Genomic DNA, 16,756 nt, shown 5'->3' with positions numbered 1-16,756 from the left:
AGCTATTGATAACAAAGAACTCTCGGATTTAACCCGGTAGAAAAGAGGCGTTCAACTTGAGCGTCTCTTAACTCCTTACAGGAGCTGATTGTGAAAGATTTACTGAACTTTCTAAAAGCACAGCATAAGACCGAAGAATTTGATGCAATCAAAATCGGTCTAGCTTCTCCAGACATGATTCGCTCATGGTCTTTCGGTGAAGTTAAAAAGCCAGAAACTATTAACTACCGTACGTTCAAGCCTGAGCGTGATGGTTTGTTCTGTGCGCGTATTTTTGGTCCAGTAAAAGACTACGAATGTCTTTGTGGTAAATACAAGCGCTTGAAACACCGTGGTGTTATCTGTGAGAAGTGTGGCGTAGAAGTTACACAAACTAAAGTTCGTCGTGACCGTATGGGCCACATCGAACTAGCCTCTCCAGTGGCACACATTTGGTTCTTGAAATCACTACCATCTCGTATCGGTCTATTAATGGATATTCCGCTACGTGACATCGAACGTGTACTTTACTTCGAAATGTATGTAGTGACGGAACCAGGCATGACTGATCTTGAAAAAGGTCAAATGCTAACGGAAGAAGAATATCTAGACCGTTTAGAAGAGTGGGGCGACGAGTTCGTTGCGAAAATGGGCGCTGAAGCGATCAAAGATCTGCTACACACCATGGACATGCACGCAGAAGCTGAGCAAATGCGTGAAGAGCTAGAAACCACTAACTCTGAAACTAAACGCAAGAAATTGACTAAGCGTCTAAAATTGGTAGAAGCGTTCATCGCGTCAGGCAATAATCCTGAGTGGATGATCTTGACTGTACTTCCAGTTTTACCGCCAGATCTACGTCCTCTAGTACCACTAGATGGCGGTCGTTTTGCGACTTCAGATCTGAACGACTTATACCGTCGTGTAATCAACCGTAACAACCGTTTGAAGCGTCTTTTAGACTTAGCTGCTCCAGATATCATCGTACGTAACGAAAAGCGTATGTTGCAAGAATCTGTTGATGCGCTACTCGATAACGGTCGTCGCGGTCGTGCGATCACAGGTTCTAACAAGCGTCCTCTTAAATCTTTGGCTGATATGATCAAAGGTAAACAAGGTCGTTTCCGTCAGAACTTACTTGGTAAGCGTGTAGACTACTCTGGTCGTTCTGTAATTACAGTAGGTCCATACCTTCGTCTACATCAGTGTGGTCTTCCTAAGAAGATGGCACTAGAACTATTTAAACCATTTATCTACAGCAAGTTAGAGTCTCGTGGCATGGCGACGACGATTAAAGCGGCTAAGAAAATGGTAGAGCGCGAAGAAGCGGTTGTTTGGGATATCCTAGATGACGTTATTCGCGAACACCCAGTTCTACTAAACCGTGCACCAACACTTCACCGTCTTGGTATTCAAGCATTCGAACCTGTACTTATCGAAGGTAAAGCGATTCAGCTTCACCCACTTGTGTGTGCGGCATATAACGCCGACTTCGATGGTGACCAAATGGCGGTACACGTACCGTTAACATTGGAAGCGCAGCTTGAAGCACGTACGTTAATGATGTCAACCAACAACATCCTTTCACCAGCATCTGGTGATCCGATCATCGTACCTTCTCAGGACGTTGTATTGGGTCTTTACTACATGACTCGTGACAAGATCAATGTTAAAGGTGAAGGTATGTACCTTGCTGGCCCTGCTGAGGCTGAAAAGGCATACCGTACTAAGACTGCTGAGCTTCACGCTCGCGTTAAAGTACGTATCACTGAAACCGTGGTTGATGAAGACGGTAATCGCACAACAAATACTGGCATGGTTGATACCACTGTTGGTCGTGCAATGCTTTGGCAAATCGTTCCTGAAGGTCTACCTTTCAGCATCGTGAACCAAAAGTTAGGTAAGAAGCAAATTTCAAACCTACTTAATGAGGCATACCGTAAACTTGGTCTGAAAGACACTGTAATCTTTGCTGACCAAATCATGTACACAGGTTTTGCATACGCAGCACTTTCTGGTGTTTCTGTTGGTATCGACGATATGGTTGTACCGGCGGCGAAATACACTGAAATTGCCGCAGCGGAAGAAGAAGTTCGTGAAATCCAAGAACAATTCCAATCAGGTCTTGTTACTGCGGGTGAGCGTTACAACAAAGTTATCGATATTTGGGCGTCTACCAACGACCGCGTAGCAAAAGCTATGATGGATAACCTTTCTTTCGAAACTGTGACTAACCGCGATGGCGAAGAAGAACAACAAGAATCGTTTAACAGCATCTACATGATGGCTGACTCCGGTGCTCGTGGTTCTGCAGCGCAGATTCGTCAGTTAGCCGGTATGCGTGGTCTGATGGCGCGTCCAGATGGTTCAATCATCGAAACGCCGATCACTGCAAACTTTAAAGAAGGTCTTAACGTACTTCAGTACTTTATCTCAACTCACGGTGCTCGTAAGGGTCTTGCCGATGCGGCACTTAAGACTGCGAACTCCGGTTACTTGACTCGTCGTCTAGTAGACGTAGCGCAAGATGTTGTGGTAACGGAACATGACTGTGGTACTTATGAAGGCCTAGATATGATGCCTCATATCGAAGGTGGTGATGTTAAAGTGGCACTATCTGAGCTTGCGCTAGGTCGTGTTGTCGCTGATGACATCGTTAAGCCAGGTACTGAACAAGTATTGATCCCACGTAATACTCTACTTGATGAGAAGTGGTGTCAGATCCTTGAAGACAACTCTGTTGATAAGATCAAAGTACGTTCAGTCGTAACTTGTGAAGCTGACTTCGGTTGTTGTGCAAACTGTTACGGTCGTGATTTGGCTCGTGGTCACAAGGTTAACCAAGGTGAAGCAGTGGGTGTTATTGCTGCTCAGTCTATCGGTGAACCTGGTACACAGCTTACCATGCGTACTTTCCACATCGGTGGTGCAGCATCAACGGCAGCAGCAGAAAACAGCATTCAAGCGAAAACGACTGGTACCGTTAAGCTTCACAACGCTAAGTATGTAACCAATAAAGACGGCAAGCTTGTTATCACTTCTCGTGCATCTGAAATGACCATCATTGATGAGTTCGGTCGTACGAAAGAGAAACACAAACTTCCATACGGTTCTATGCTAAGCAAAGGCGACAACGATGCAGTTACGGCTGGTGAAGTTGTGGCTAACTGGGAAGCGCACACCATGCCAATCATCACTGAAGTGGCAGGTCGTATCCAGTTCGTAGACATGATTGATGGTGTCACTATCTCTCGCCAAACTGATGACTTAACTGGCCTATCTTCAAGTGAAGTAGTCGACCCAGCACAACGTCCATCAGCTGGTAAAGATATGCGTCCAGCAATCAAGCTTGTTGATGCTCAAGGTAACGATGTGATGATCCCTGGTACTGATATGCCAGCGAACTACTTCTTACCGGGTAAAGCGATTGTAAACATCGAAGATGGCGCAGAAGTAGGTATTGGTGACACATTATCTCGTATCCCTCAGAAATCTGGCGGAAACAAAGATATCACCGGTGGTCTACCTCGCGTAGCTGACTTGTTCGAAGCGCGTAAGCCGAAAGAGCCTGCAATTCTTGCTGAGCACACAGGTACTGTGTCGTTTGGTAAAGAAACCAAAGGTAAGCGTCGTCTATTAATCACTCGCGAAGGCGGTGACGTTTATGAAGAAATGATTCATAAGCATCGTCAGCTTAACGTGTTTGAAGGCGAAAAAGTGGAACGTGGTGATGTGATCTCTGATGGTCCTGAAACACCGCATGACATTTTACGTTTACGTGGTATTCATGCAGTTACTCAATACATTGCAAACGAAGTTCAAGAAGTTTACCGCTTACAAGGCGTTAAGATTAACGATAAGCACATTGAGACTATCGTTCGTCAAATGTTACGTAAGTGTACGATCACTCATTCAGGTGATTCAGAATTCCTTGAAGGTGAGCAAGTTGAGTTCGCACAAGTTAAGATTGCTAACCGTCAATTAGAAGCTGAAGGTAAAGAACTTGTACGTTTTGAGCGTGATTTACTAGGTATCACTAAGGCGTCTCTAGCAACTGAGTCGTTCATCTCAGCCGCATCGTTCCAAGAAACGACGCGTGTACTAACAGAAGCAGCAGTTTCTGGTAAACGTGATGAACTACGTGGCTTGAAAGAGAACGTTATCGTGGGTCGCTTGATCCCAGCTGGTACTGGTTATGCTTATCACCAAGAGCGTCAAAAGCAACGTGAAGGTGAAGAACAAGGTCCTTCAGCTGAACAAGCTACTGACAACCTTGCAGCATTACTTAACGCTGGTTTCTCTGAAGATTAATTTCTGAAGAGGCTGACGTAAGTCAAGACTGTTAAAAAGGCACCTTAGGGTGCCTTTTTTGTTTTTGGTGATGTTGTTAAGGCGTATACTCGCGATACCGCTTATTAGGTTCTTGGTTTACTGAATGTATTATCTTTTCCCCATCATCACCGTGTTTATTTGGGCAGGAAATGCCATCATAAATAAAATGGCCTCGACGGTGATCGATCCTGGCGCGATTTCTTTTTATCGTTGGCTCATTGCTTTTATTTTACTTACGCCATTTTTAGCCTTGTCTACTTGGAAGCACCGAAAATATTTACTCCCTTATTTATCCAAATTAGCTTTTTTATCTTTGCTTGGAATGGTGCTGAATCAGTCTCTCGGTTATTACGCAGGTTTGAGCACGACAGCCTTAAATTTATCGTTAATTACGTCATTAGTTCCCTTAATGGGATTGTTTCTTAGTATTCCATTGCTTAAACAAAAACTGACAGTGTATGCCGTTTTGGGAGCAAGTGTCTCGTTTGCCGGCCTGATCATCATGCTAGCCCATGGAGATATTCAAGCTTTGTTTGCTCATGGGATGAACCGAGGAGATGTTTTGGTATTACTTGGTACGTTGGCATACGCGCTGTATGTGGTGCTGATCAAGCGATGGCGCATGCCGATTTCTAATTGGCAGTCTGTTTATGTTCAGGTGTGTTTTGCGCTGGTGTTATTGTTACCATTATTTATTTTAAGTAAGCCTACTCAGTTTTCATCTCAAACTGTTCCATTGATACTGTATGCAGGTTTGCTTGCTTCCGTGATTGCACCTTGGTGTTGGATGATGGGCATTGAACACTTAGGCGCAGATAGAGCCGCGATCTTTATGAATCTCATGCCCGCAGTGACGGCTGTTTTTGCTAGTTGGTTGTTAGGGGCGAGCCTTTCTTGGTTTGATTATACCGGAATGGCGATGATTATTAGTGGTGTGATTTTGACTCAGCGAAGCCGCGACACTAAACCTATGATGGCAAAAGTGCCACAAAAATAAGGATTATCAGAGCGAGTGATAATCCTAAGGGGGTGTCATTTATGCCCCTGGTGGAATCTCTAAGCTTTCAGCGATCATTTGGATGAGCTGATCTTCCACTTCAAAGCGCTCTTCTAATACTTCGCCAATTTGTGATAAATCGAAATCAAAATCTTCGAGTTCATCTTCAGCCCCAACATCGGCATACTTATCGGTGTAATTGAGTAACGGGTCGGTGGTGTTTACGATTTGAAAGTAAGTATTATTAATTTCTTCGGTTGGAGAAAAGCCGGTTGATTCCCACTTTTGCATCACCATATCGTAAATTTTGAAATGCCCTTCAGAAATATAATCCACCACATGCTGGCAGAAGTTTTGTAATTCTTCCGGAGAAGGGAGCTTCTCTATTGCTGTTTTTTTATGTTGGCTTGGCTTTAGTGCCGCCAATTTCCAATATTCAACAATCAAGTTTTGTCTAGTGTCGAGCCAATGGTCGATGACTTCACTGGAACCGCCAAATTGTGCTTGAGTTTGTTTTAGTTTATTTAGCATGGCTGTATCCTCATAATAGCTAACGCGTTATTGGCGTTTAGCCGCTCTACTTTTTTATCAATAGAGGGTCCTTTTTGATAGTGTATACCATGTAGTGATATGAGTGGTTATAGACAGCAAATCGATAAGCACTGGTATGAAATTAGATTGCCAGTAAAATGGTGGAACTTCAAGCAATGAGATGAGCCGATGTTAAAAAAAGATCAAAAAGTAAACTGGTGTATCGTTGATGGCAGTGCGTTACATTTACAAGACAAAACATTGCCTTATGGATCTGCTGAAGAATTAAATTTACCGACAGAACATGCCGTGATAATTGGTGATCTGAATGGTGTTCCGTGTGCGTGGATCAATGCCAGTGAACTGGATTTTGAGCTCGAAATGACGCCGTTACGAGAGCTGTTGTGTTTATCGGAAACGATATTTCTTATGGCGAGTCGAGCCGTACAGTATGGTTACATGGCCGTTTCTCAGCGCTTTTGCTCACAGTGTGGCGGGAGAAATCATCTTAATCATAACCAGCTGGCGATGCAGTGTAATGATTGCCGTACTTTACATTACCCAAGAATTTTTCCCTGTATTATTGTCGCGATCCGCAAAGACGATAAGATTTTATTGGCGCAACATGCTCGACATAAAAGCGGCATGCATACCGTGATTGCAGGCTTTGTCGAAGTAGGGGAAACACTAGAGCAATGTGTCGCTCGAGAAATAAAAGAAGAAACGGGCATTAATGTCACTAATATTCGTTATTTTGGTAGTCAACCTTGGGCATTCCCATCCAGCATGATGATGGCTTTTTTAGCTGACTATGAAAGTGGTGAGATTAGAGTTGATGATTTTGAATTGTCGTCAGCGGGTTGGTTTAACGCCGATGAATTACCTCCTGTTGCACCAAAAGGTACGATTGCACGCGCTTTGATCGAACATACACTAGGTTGTGAAATTGAATAACAGCATAATTTTATTCCATATGCTTAACGATTATTCCCAAAGAAATTGGAGTAACAGATAGGCGATAAGTAGTGAGTGAGGCTCCATGATTTTAGTTTGTCTAAATGATAGGGGCGAATAAATGCAGTCAACGACGTTGAAGCTTCAATTGCGAAGGGAATAAAAAAAACCTCCGGGATTGCCGGAGGGGTAAGTAAGATGTCGTTATGAGATGCTGAACATTCATGTGTTCAAGCTCGTTATAATTTTGCTAGCGCACAAAGTATTAACAAATAGCTCAATTGAGGCAAATAGCGATGGATTTTAATGTTCAAGAACATGATCTGTCTTACAAACCATTAGCAAAATGTGCGCTGTGTAATGTTAGAATATAAGCAAAATAAAGACTGCCCAATTTTTAGGATAGAAAAATGACTGAATTGAAGAATGATCGCTATCTACGTGCGTTATTAAAACAGCCTGTAGATTACACGCCAGTATGGATGATGCGCCAAGCGGGTCGTTATTTACCTGAATATCGTCAAACGCGCAGTGTCGCGGGTGACTTTATGTCTTTATGTAAAAATGCCGAATTAGCTTCTGAAGTGACGCTTCAACCATTACGTCGTTTTCCTCTTGATGCGGCAATTTTGTTTTCTGATATTCTAACTATTCCTGATGCAATGGGACTTGGTTTGTACTTTGAAGCCGGTGAAGGCCCTAAATTTGAACGCCCAATTACCTGCAAAGCCGATGTTGATAAAATTGGTTTGCCTGATCCAGAAGGCGAATTGCAGTATGTAATGAACGCGGTTCGTCAAATTCGCAAAGATTTGCAAGGTGAAGTGCCGCTGATTGGTTTCTCTGGCAGCCCGTGGACATTAGCGACTTACATGGTGGAAGGTGGTAGCTCTAAGGCTTTCACTAAAATCAAAAAAATGATGTATGCCGATCCTACCATCCTTCATGCGCTTTTAGACAAATTGGCTGACAGTGTCATTGAATATTTGAATGCCCAAATCAAAGCGGGTGCGCAGTCTGTTATGGTCTTTGATACCTGGGGCGGCGTATTAACCCCACGTGATTACAATGATTTCTCATTGCAGTACATGCATAAAATTGTCGATGGGTTGATCCGTGAAAATGACGGTCGCCGTGTCCCTGTGACGCTCTTCACCAAAAATGGTGGCATGTGGCTTGAGAAAATTGCTGCGACAGGTTGTGATGCGGTTGGCCTTGATTGGACGATTAATATCGCCGATGCGGTTGCTCGTGTGGGGGATAAAGTGGCGCTACAAGGCAATATGGATCCGTCAATTCTGTATGCTCAGCCTGAACGTATTCGTCAAGAAGTGGCTTCGATCTTAGAAGGTTTCGGTGATGCAGGTACTGGCCATGTCTTTAACTTGGGTCACGGTATCCATTTAGATGTTCCACCTGAAAATGCCGGTGTATTTGTTGACGCGGTGCACGAATTGTCTAAGCCTTATCATAAATAACGGATAATTGACGTACAATGAATCCATTACTAAGCGCAGCCGATAGTCTGCGCTTTTTTATTTTTATCGCCTGAGCGAACAACTTACTAGCACAGATCCGATCAGTCTATTGCAGTTTTAGAGTACACACTCTAAGCTGTATGCCAAGATGCTTATTTGGCTTAAGGATGAATTGATAAGGTTATGATTAAATTGAAGTTAACCACTTGTATTGGTTTTTTTTTGTTGCTTCCTTCCTTTTCAAGCTTGGCGCAAGAGGTCACCTTTTACCAAGCGTGGCAATCATTATTGAACAATAATGACGGGCTAGCTGCGGAAAGAGCCAGTGTTGAGCAGGCCGAATATAAACAGCAAGCGGCGAGTGCGATGAATTTGCCGAGTATTACCTTAAGTGCTAATTATACCCGCCTAGATGACGACATAACGGTGTCGCCTTCTGAACTTGCCGACAGTACCTCTGTTGGTGCGAGTGCATTAACCCAAGCCTTTGATGGCATGCTGACTTCCACTCTCGTCGAGAAAGATGTGTTTACCAGTTCTATTCGCGCCATTTGGCCTATTTTTACTGGCGGGCGTATTTCTGCTGCGCAAGATATTGCTAAAGCTAAATCAGAAGAAGCTAAATATTTATTTGCCATGAAGCAGCAAGGCAAGTTTGAAGATTTGTCTAAATATTACTTTGGTGTGGTGTTATCTCAACAAGTGCTATCAACCAGACAAGAAGTCGAAAAAGGCTTGAAAGAACACTTTGACCACGCCGTTAAAATGGAGCAACAAGGTCAAATTGCCAGAGTACAGCGTTTGCAAGCTGAGGCCGCTTATCAAAAAGCTAAAGTCGACACCAAAAAAGCGCAGCGAGATGTTGAAATAGCGCAAATGGCGCTGACCAATTTGATTAAATCACCATCTTTAGTCGATCCTTCCACTCATTTATTTATTAATAAAAGCCTACCTCCAATGCAGGCGTTTATGGATAAAACACTGCAAGATTATCCTGGCTTAAGCATTCTTGATGCCAAAGAAAAACAAGCGAGCGGGTTAGTCGATGTAGAAAAAGGCAAGTATTACCCTGAAGTCTATGTCTACGGTAATTACAATCTGTATCAAGATGACACTTTAGTCGGCGATAATACTCCGGATTGGTTGGTTGGGGTTGGGGTCAGCATTCCTTTACTTGATAGCTCTGGTCGTTCAGAAAAAGTGGGTGCGGCACATAGTGCCATCAAAAAAGTGGGGTACTTACGTGCTCAAGCGAAACAAGATTTATCATTGTTAGTGGAAAAAACCTATCGAGAAGCCAATCAAGCTTTAGAGGAATACAATGGTTTGGCCTCGAATGTCAGCATGGCTAATGAAAATATTCGTCTACAAAAGAAAGCCTTTAGCCAAGGGCTTGCTACGTCATTGGATGTAGTGGATGCGGAAATGTATCTCAATAGCATCAAAACACAACGCTCGGCAGCTGCCTACCAATATGTTCTTTCGTTATCGCGCTTATTAGCGGTAAGCGGCGAAGTTGATAGTTTCAATCAATACCAACAATATCAAGGATTAGAGGTTCAATAATGCGCATATCAAAATCGATGGTTTTTACCCTTGTTATTGCCTTGATAGTCAGTTGGTTAGCCTATACTTTTTGGCTAGCCTATCAACCCAAACCACAACGTTTCCAAGGGCAAATTGAAGCCCAGCAATATTTGATTTCATCTAAGGTACCGGGGAGAATTGATCAGGTTTTAGTAAAAAAAGGCGATCAAGTGAAGTCGGGTCAGCAAATATTTACGTTATTGAGTCCAGAAATAGAAGCAAAACTCGCCCAAGCAAAAGCGGCACAAGGGGCGGCAGGGGCGATGGCGGAGCAAGCCGAAAAAGGCGCACGTAATCAAGAAATTGCTGCCGCGCAAGATCAATGGCGTAAAGCCAAAGCCGCTTCTCGTTTGATGGAAAAAACCTACCAACGCGTGCAAAACTTATATCAAGACGGGGTGGTGGCTGAGCAAAAACGTGACGAAGCGTATACTCAATGGCAAGCGGCGCTTTATACCGAACGTGCTGCTTATCAAATGTATCAAATGGCGCAAGAAGGGGCTCGAGATGAAACCAAGCGCGCCGCTCAACAGCAAGAAAAGCAAGCCGCCGGTGCGGTCGCTGAGGTTGAAGCCTATGCTGCGGATACTCAAATTTCCAGCTGGCATGATGGCGAAGTGAGCGATATTTTATTACGTTCAGGTGAGTTGGCACCACAAGGTTTTCCTGTCGTGACTATTTTAGATATGCAGGATGCATGGGCGATTTTCCACGTTCGTGAAGATAGGCTGAAATGGTTTACACAAGGCACTAAATTGAATGTTACCATTCCTGCTCTAGGCGATGAGCAGTATACCTTTGTGGTTTCTCATGTCGCAGTCATGGGGGATTTTGCGACTTGGCGTACTACCGATGCTAACCAAGGTTTTGATATGCGCACTTTTGAAGTGGAGGCTAGGCCAAGTAAGCCGATTGACGGTTTGCGAGTTGGTATGAGCGTTTTGCTTGAGCATACGGCAGATTAATCATGTTTAAGCGTCAAGCATGGCGGCGAGAGTGGCAGTTGATGGTGAAACAACCTTGGTTAAACGCCATGTTGTTTTGGCTGCCGGTATTGATGTTTTTTGCCTTATGGTGGATATTTTCTGCTGGAAGTGCCCGAGATCTTGCAATAGGTGTGGTTGATTTTGAGCACTCAAGTATGTCGCGTGGAGTGGTGCGTTATTACGATGCTAGCCCTACTTTAAAAGTGACTCAAAGCTACACTTCAGTACTTGAAGGTAAGCAAGATCTGCAATCGGGTAAGATTTACGCCTTAATCGTGATCCCAGATAACCTTACTCAAGATGTCTTACTTGGGCATTCTCCTACTATTACCACTTTCTATAACAGCCAATTTATCTTGATTGGGAAATTAGTCAGCGCGGCAATGCAGCAGGCGCAAGGTACGTTTAATGCTCGAATTGAAGCGGCAAAAAACATGAGCAAAGGCGATACTGTGCCGCAGCAAGCACTTGCTCAAGCCGTGCCAGTTCAAACTCAAATCACCGCGTTATTTAATAGTAATAGTCATTATGGCCAATTCTTAGTTTCTGCTGCGATTCCAGCCTTATGGCAGATTTTTATTGTCGCGACTACCGTACTAAGTTTTTCATTCGAGCAAAGAACCCAAGGCATGAAGACTTGGCTTGGGGTTCATCCTTTTCAGGCTATTGTCATTAAGCTGCTGGCTTATTCACCTGTGTATCTAGCGCAAGGCATTGGATTTTTAGTGGTGATGTATGGAGGGTTGGATTGGCCAATGCATGGCAGTTGGGGAATATTGTTGGGTGCTCAAATATTGATGGTGTTCGCTTGCCAAAGCGTTGGCGCATTATTTTTTATGCTCACTCTTGATGCGACCCGTTCAATGAGTTTTGTTGCCGCTTTTACTGCCCCTGCATTCGCTTTTATGGGAATCACGTTTCCAACCAGTGACATGCCATTATTAGGCCAGATTTGGCGCAGTTTATTACCGGTCAGCCATTATATTGATGTGCAAGTGATGCAAGTAAATAACGGTGTCGAATTAGCGCAAGCTGCGGTCCCATTGTTGGCACTTGGTTTATTTTTGGCACTATTGAGTGTGGTATATTTAAGAGCGCGAGTTTTGGTGTCAGCCAGTAAGCTGGAGAAGATATCATGAGCTGGTGGCAAGTGTTTCGTTGTGAATTAAAGTCGGTTTACACCAATTCGGCGTTACTGCTCACTGTGTTTGGCGGAGTCGTGATGTATTCATTTTTATACCCTTTGCCTTATAGCCAACAATTACCACGTGAGCAATCGATTGTGGTGATAAATTTAGATAACACTTCCACTAGTCGAAAATTAGAAAGAATGGTGGATGCCACGCCACAGGTACAGATCACCGAGCATGCTTATAGTCTCGAAGATGCAAAAGCATTATTTAATCAAGGTAAGGTCCATGGGATTTTATTGATCCCTCGCCACTTTAGTCGTGATTTATTATTGGGAAAAAGCCCGACCTTAGCTTACGCAGGGGATGCGGCTTATTTCTTGATTTACGGTACAGTAGTCGAAGGTTTAGCGACCGCAGGAGGCACTTTATCGGCGCAGGCAAAAGTATCGCGAATGGTGATGTCTGGTAAGAACCTGGTGTTAGCATCGCAGCAATATTCACCTATTACACTGTCGATGCAACCGGTGTTTAATCCGACCAATGGTTATATCAATTACATTGTACCTGCAGTGTTTGTGCTGATTTTGCATCAAACCTTATTGATTGCAGCGGGGTTGTTAGGTGGTGGGATGAATGAGCAGCGTCGCACTAATCAATCGGGTTATTGGCAAGATTGTTCGGCGTTTGATATGTGGTCGGCACGAGCAGTGATCTTATTGCTGACTTATCTTCCCCTAGTGATGTATTACTTCGGATTTAGCTTTGAGTTTTATGGTATTAGCCGCTTGGCTTCTATTTCCCATTTATTTGTACTGATAATTCCATTTTTATTGGCCGTCATAGGTTTGGGGATGGTGATGGGCGAGCTAATCCCTCGCAAAGAGCTGGCGACGTTAATTGTGGTGCTGAGTTCGTTGCCTTTGGTTTTTTGTGCCGGTTTTGTCTGGCCGACTTCGGAGTTGCCCAGTTTGCTCAAGTGGTTAGCACAATTAGCGCCTTCGACACCTGCAATTAATGGCTTTTTGCGTGTTAATCAAATGGGAGCAAGCTTCCAGCAGATCCTTCCTTATGTGTGGCATCTTTGGGGGCAAGCCGCTATTTATGGCGGATTAGCATGGTGGCTGATACAGCGTAAAGCGACATCGACTAGCGTTACAGTTCAGCAATAATACTTTGCAGATGCGGAATGAGCGCTTGCTCAAACCAAGGATTTTTCTTTAACCAGATATTATTGCGTGGCGAAGGGTGCGGCAACGGTAGATATTTAGGTTGATACTGCTGCCAAGCTTGAACGGTTTCGGTGACCGTTTTGGGTTTATTCTCTAGGTAGTAATTTTGCGCGTATTGGCCTATTAACAATATCAATTCAATATTGGGTAATTGATCCAGCAGCTGTTTATGCCAGTGCGGGGCACATTCTTGACGTGGTGGTAAATCACCACTTTTGCCTTTACCGGGATAACAAAATCCCATCGGTATAATGGCTAGAAACTGCGGATCATAAAAACGACCTTCATCAATACCCATCCACTGGCGTAAACGCTCACCACTGGCATCATTAAACGGCTTGCCACTTTGGTGTACTTTCAACCCTGGCGCTTGGCCAATAATCAATACTTTGGCATCGGGATGCGCTTGCACTACTGGGCGGCAACCATGCTCAAGATGTGGGGCGCAAATTTGGCACTGCGCTATTTGTGTCATTAATTGATCAAATTGGCCGGCCATTGGTTAGTACCCTAAATCAAAATCGATTTGATTGAGCAGCGGTTGCTGAGTCAGCCAGCGGTGACAGTTTTGCTCAAAAATTTCAAACACTTGCTCAGGAAAACTGGTGGCGGCAATGTGTGGCGTGATCGTCACGTTCGGATGTTGCCAATACTGGCTGCTTTGTGGAAGTGGTTCAACGGGAAAGACATCTAAATAGGCGTGCGCTACCCAGCCTTTTTCAAGAGCCAATACCAATCCTTGCTCATCCACGGCATCGCCTCGACCTATATTAAATAGCAGCGCATTTTGACAATGAAACAAGTGCTGCTGGTTTAAGATGTGCCGAGTTTGTTGGGTACTTGGTAGGGCATTCACCACAATGCTGGCTTGCTCTAGTGCACAGTCAATTTTTTCCATGGAATAGCATTGTTGGAAGTGACTATTCGGTGGCGTTTGGCCGCTGCGATTGACACCTAAACAGATAAAACCAAGTGCTGAAGCGGCTTGGGCTAATTTGTTCCCAATCGAACCGGTACCAAGAATGACCAGTGTTTTTCCTACTACCGATTGATAAGCATGAGGTTGCCATTTTTGTTCGCTTTGTTGTTGTTGGTAGTCGGAAAAATGGCGGAAATAGCTCAGGCTATAACCTAAAACATATTCACTGATCAACTGGCCAAAAATCCCTTTCACATTGGTTAGTTGATAATCTTGGCGCAATGACGGGGTAATTAACGCATCAATCCCGGCAAAGGTGGATTGTGCCCACAGTAGCTTAGGGAAATCATCTAATTGTTTGGATAAAAGAGGGGGGTCGGCAAGCACTATGGTGGCTTGAGATGCATCGGAAGTTAACTCAATATTTGAGAGGGTTGAGTTCGCTAATAGCGCTTGATAAGCCTTGGCCTGATTGGAAAGGATATACAATAATGGTGCTGTTAAGCTTAATGGTGCGGATTGTCCGTCGTCGGTCGATTTCATAACGTTGCAGTGAGCTCCTTGCTTTTTTTGGGTAAACCGAATGCTTTTTCAAGTAAACGATACGGTTATCAAGTACACTTCCCTTGTCTGGTATTAATTGAAATGAGTTAACCTAATTATGCTACAGAATCCCCTTCAAGTCCGTCTAGAAAAATTCGTCCCTTGGCAACAAATGACGTTCATGGCCTGCCTATGTGAGCGTATGTACCCAAACTATGCTTTGTTTTGTGAAAACACTGAATTTGCCGATGCGCGCAAATATCGTGAGATTTTAGACAGTGTTTGGGAAATCCTAACGGTTAAAACGGCTAAAGTGAATTTTGAACGTCAGTTGGAAAAGTTGGAAGAGTTGATCCCAAGCTCAGAAGACTATCAATTCTATGCCGTCTACCCTGCGATTGATGCTTGTATCGGTTTATCGATTCTGCTGCATGCGCTACTCGATCGTGAAGAAATGTTTGAAGCGATGATTGATTTAAGCCAAGTCTCTGTGAAGACGGTCGCGCAACTTGAAGAAGCGCAAGGTAGTGATGAAATTACCAATGAAAACCAAAAAGAAAATGAAGCAGTTTGCCAAGAGTGGGATGTTCAATGGGCATTATTCCGCCCGCTGCGTGAGTCGGAAACGCGTGATATTGAATTGATCAAAGAATTGCGTATGGAGTTACGCGAAGAAGGCATCAGTAACATTGGTATTAGTGTGGAACATTAACTTGCTCCGTTGCACTGTTATTGATTCGTAAAATGAATCAATTGCTCAAGAATGTAAGAAAAGACTTATAGCTGGAGATTCACATTTTTGTCATTGATTTTACTTAAAAAATGCAAAATGTGAGTTAAAGCTCAATTTATGGTTAAATTCTCGTCATAAGAGCAAAAGAAGTGCCACAAACCTTTGCCAGACGGGGCATTTATGATTTAGAGTGGATTCAGACACTAAAAAACAATTAGAAGGGAAACCTAGAATGAACAAGACTCAATTAATCGATGCCATTGCTGAAAAAGCAGATCTATCTAAAGCTCAAGCAAAAGCGGCTCTTGAAGCAACTCTTGAAGGCGTAACTGGCGCACTTAAAGATGGCGATCAAGTGCAACTAATTGGTTTTGGTACTTTTAAAATTAATCACCGCGCAGCTCGCACAGGTCGTAACCCTAAAACGGGTGCTGAGATCCAAATCTCTGCAGCAAACGTTCCTGCATTCACAGCCGGTAAAGCTCTTAAAGACGCAGTAAAATAATTTTACTTTGTCCTGATAATTTGCAACTCGCACCCAGCGGTTGTTTATGTATATACTACGCTGAGTGTCTTCTCGGCGTAGTTTTTTATGAAGCGTAGTTTATTTTCAATTCTCATTTTGTCTTTGCTTGCCGGTTGTTCATCGCCAGGCTCATGGGCAGACCATATCAGCAGTAAATTCTCAGGCTCGGTTGAGTCAGCCGATTTATCCGGTGGTGAATTAGAAGGCAGTTCAAAAGCTTTCTATTGGTATACCCGAGCGCTATCCAAGCCGAAAGTGGCATCTGATTATGTTCAATTGTCTGATAATGCTTGGTATAAAAGTAGCTATCAGTGGCAAGATGGCACGATTAAAGAGATCGTTCGTGAAGGTGAAATGCAACAAAGTAGTGATGGCTTAAAACCATTTCTTGTGCATATTCGCTTTAGCTCGGAAGGTGAGGCGATTTATCAGCGTTATCGTTTAGATAACCAAATACTGCCATTAAACCAAAAAGATTTAGATTTTTACTCTCAGCAAGCCGAAGAGTTAGTTAAAAAAGTCGATGATATTCATGAGCAAGGCTTTGAGTTAATTCAAGGTATATGGAATGGTAGTACCTTCGATTCATGTGATGGCGTTCAATATAACCACTTGCAGTTTGATCAAGCCGCCAATCTACCAATCTCGGTGAAAGAACGCATCAATGGTTTAAACAGTTATGCCGCATTTATTGGTTATAAAGATAAAAAGAGAAAAACTGTGACGGTGGAGAAATTATTATCGTTGGATGAACCTACTCATGGTTGTATTCAACGAGCTCACCTGATTATGAATTAATAGTTAACTTTATTATCCTTGGAATATAAAA

At 43.5% G+C, this 16,756-nt stretch carries 14 protein-coding genes; 11 read left to right on the top strand and 3 right to left on the bottom strand.

The genetic code is table 11. The features are described 5' to 3' along the window. The first annotated feature begins 90 nt into the window (after nt 1–90). Nucleotides 91–4,290, top strand: coding sequence for a DNA-directed RNA polymerase subunit beta' (gene rpoC / locus VRUMOI_RS12265; protein WP_089137642.1), 4,200 nt, complete (start codon nt 91–93; stop codon nt 4,288–4,290). A gap of 124 nt (nt 4,291–4,414) precedes the next feature. Then, complete coding sequence (locus VRUMOI_RS12260; protein ID WP_089137643.1) at nt 4,415–5,308, top strand: DMT family transporter; 894 nt, start codon at nt 4,415–4,417, stop codon at nt 5,306–5,308. Between the two features lie 39 nt (nt 5,309–5,347). On the opposite strand, the gene rsd is transcribed toward VRUMOI_RS12260, so the two are convergent. Further along, nucleotides 5,348–5,839 carry a sigma D regulator gene (rsd, locus tag VRUMOI_RS12255; RefSeq protein ID WP_089137644.1) on the bottom strand — a complete coding sequence of 164 codons (492 nt, stop codon included), beginning with the start codon at nt 5,837–5,839 and terminating at the stop codon, nt 5,348–5,350. Between the two features lie 189 nt (nt 5,840–6,028). Here rsd and nudC point away from each other — a divergent pair, with 189 nt between their 5' ends. From nudC to VRUMOI_RS12225, 6 genes are all read left to right on the top strand, one after another. Beyond that, complete coding sequence (gene nudC / locus VRUMOI_RS12250; protein WP_089137645.1) at nt 6,029–6,793, top strand: NAD(+) diphosphatase; 765 nt, start codon at nt 6,029–6,031, stop codon at nt 6,791–6,793. Nucleotides 6,794–7,203: 410 nt separating this feature from the next. After that, complete coding sequence (gene hemE / locus VRUMOI_RS12245) at nt 7,204–8,271, top strand: uroporphyrinogen decarboxylase (protein WP_089137646.1); 1,068 nt, start codon at nt 7,204–7,206, stop codon at nt 8,269–8,271. Nucleotides 8,272–8,454: 183 nt separating this feature from the next. Then, nucleotides 8,455–9,837, top strand: a complete 1,383-nt coding sequence (locus VRUMOI_RS12240) for a TolC family protein (RefSeq protein WP_089137647.1) — start codon at nt 8,455–8,457, stop codon at nt 9,835–9,837. Then, on the top strand, nt 9,837–10,823 hold the full coding sequence (locus tag VRUMOI_RS12235) for an HlyD family secretion protein (RefSeq protein WP_089137648.1): 987 nt from the start codon (nt 9,837–9,839) through the stop codon (nt 10,821–10,823). The genes VRUMOI_RS12240 and VRUMOI_RS12235 overlap by 1 nt, the downstream gene beginning before the upstream one ends. Before the next feature lie 2 nt (nt 10,824–10,825). Next, nucleotides 10,826–11,983, top strand: a complete 1,158-nt coding sequence (locus VRUMOI_RS12230) for an ABC transporter permease (protein ID WP_089137649.1) — start codon at nt 10,826–10,828, stop codon at nt 11,981–11,983. Further along, entirely contained in the window at nt 11,980–13,146 is a 1,167-nt protein-coding gene (locus VRUMOI_RS12225) for an ABC transporter permease (protein WP_089137650.1), read from the top strand. The genes VRUMOI_RS12230 and VRUMOI_RS12225 overlap by 4 nt, the downstream gene beginning before the upstream one ends. Here VRUMOI_RS12225 and VRUMOI_RS12220 read toward each other — a convergent pair. Both VRUMOI_RS12220 and VRUMOI_RS12215 read right to left on the bottom strand, forming a co-directional pair. Further along, entirely contained in the window at nt 13,130–13,705 is a 576-nt protein-coding gene (locus VRUMOI_RS12220; RefSeq protein WP_089137651.1) for a uracil-DNA glycosylase family protein, read from the bottom strand. The two genes, VRUMOI_RS12225 and VRUMOI_RS12220, sit on opposite strands and share 17 nt — an antisense overlap. A 3-nt stretch (nt 13,706–13,708) precedes the next feature. Then, nucleotides 13,709–14,668 (bottom strand): D-2-hydroxyacid dehydrogenase, encoded by a 960-nt coding sequence (locus VRUMOI_RS12215; RefSeq protein ID WP_089137652.1) that lies wholly within the window; start codon nt 14,666–14,668, stop codon nt 13,709–13,711. Between the two features lie 118 nt (nt 14,669–14,786). Between VRUMOI_RS12215 and VRUMOI_RS12210 the strand changes: the two genes are divergently transcribed. From VRUMOI_RS12210 to VRUMOI_RS12200, 3 genes are all read left to right on the top strand, one after another. Then, nucleotides 14,787–15,380 (top strand): YjaG family protein, encoded by a 594-nt coding sequence (locus VRUMOI_RS12210; protein ID WP_089137653.1) that lies wholly within the window; start codon nt 14,787–14,789, stop codon nt 15,378–15,380. A gap of 253 nt (nt 15,381–15,633) precedes the next feature. Further along, nucleotides 15,634–15,906 (top strand): HU family DNA-binding protein, encoded by a 273-nt coding sequence (locus VRUMOI_RS12205; RefSeq protein WP_027695367.1) that lies wholly within the window; start codon nt 15,634–15,636, stop codon nt 15,904–15,906. Nucleotides 15,907–15,993: 87 nt separating this feature from the next. Continuing rightward, a complete protein-coding gene (locus tag VRUMOI_RS12200) occupies nt 15,994–16,725 on the top strand; it encodes a DUF1481 domain-containing protein (protein WP_089137654.1) in 732 nt (243 codons plus the stop codon). Nucleotides 16,726–16,756: the final 31 nt, after the last annotated feature.

Source organism: Vibrio rumoiensis, from assembly GCF_002218045.2.
In the GTDB taxonomy this organism is placed as follows: Bacteria; Pseudomonadota; Gammaproteobacteria; order Enterobacterales; family Vibrionaceae; genus Vibrio; species Vibrio rumoiensis.
The sequence above is the reverse complement of the archived record's forward strand: the minus strand, read 5'-3'. Positions and strand labels throughout refer to the sequence as shown.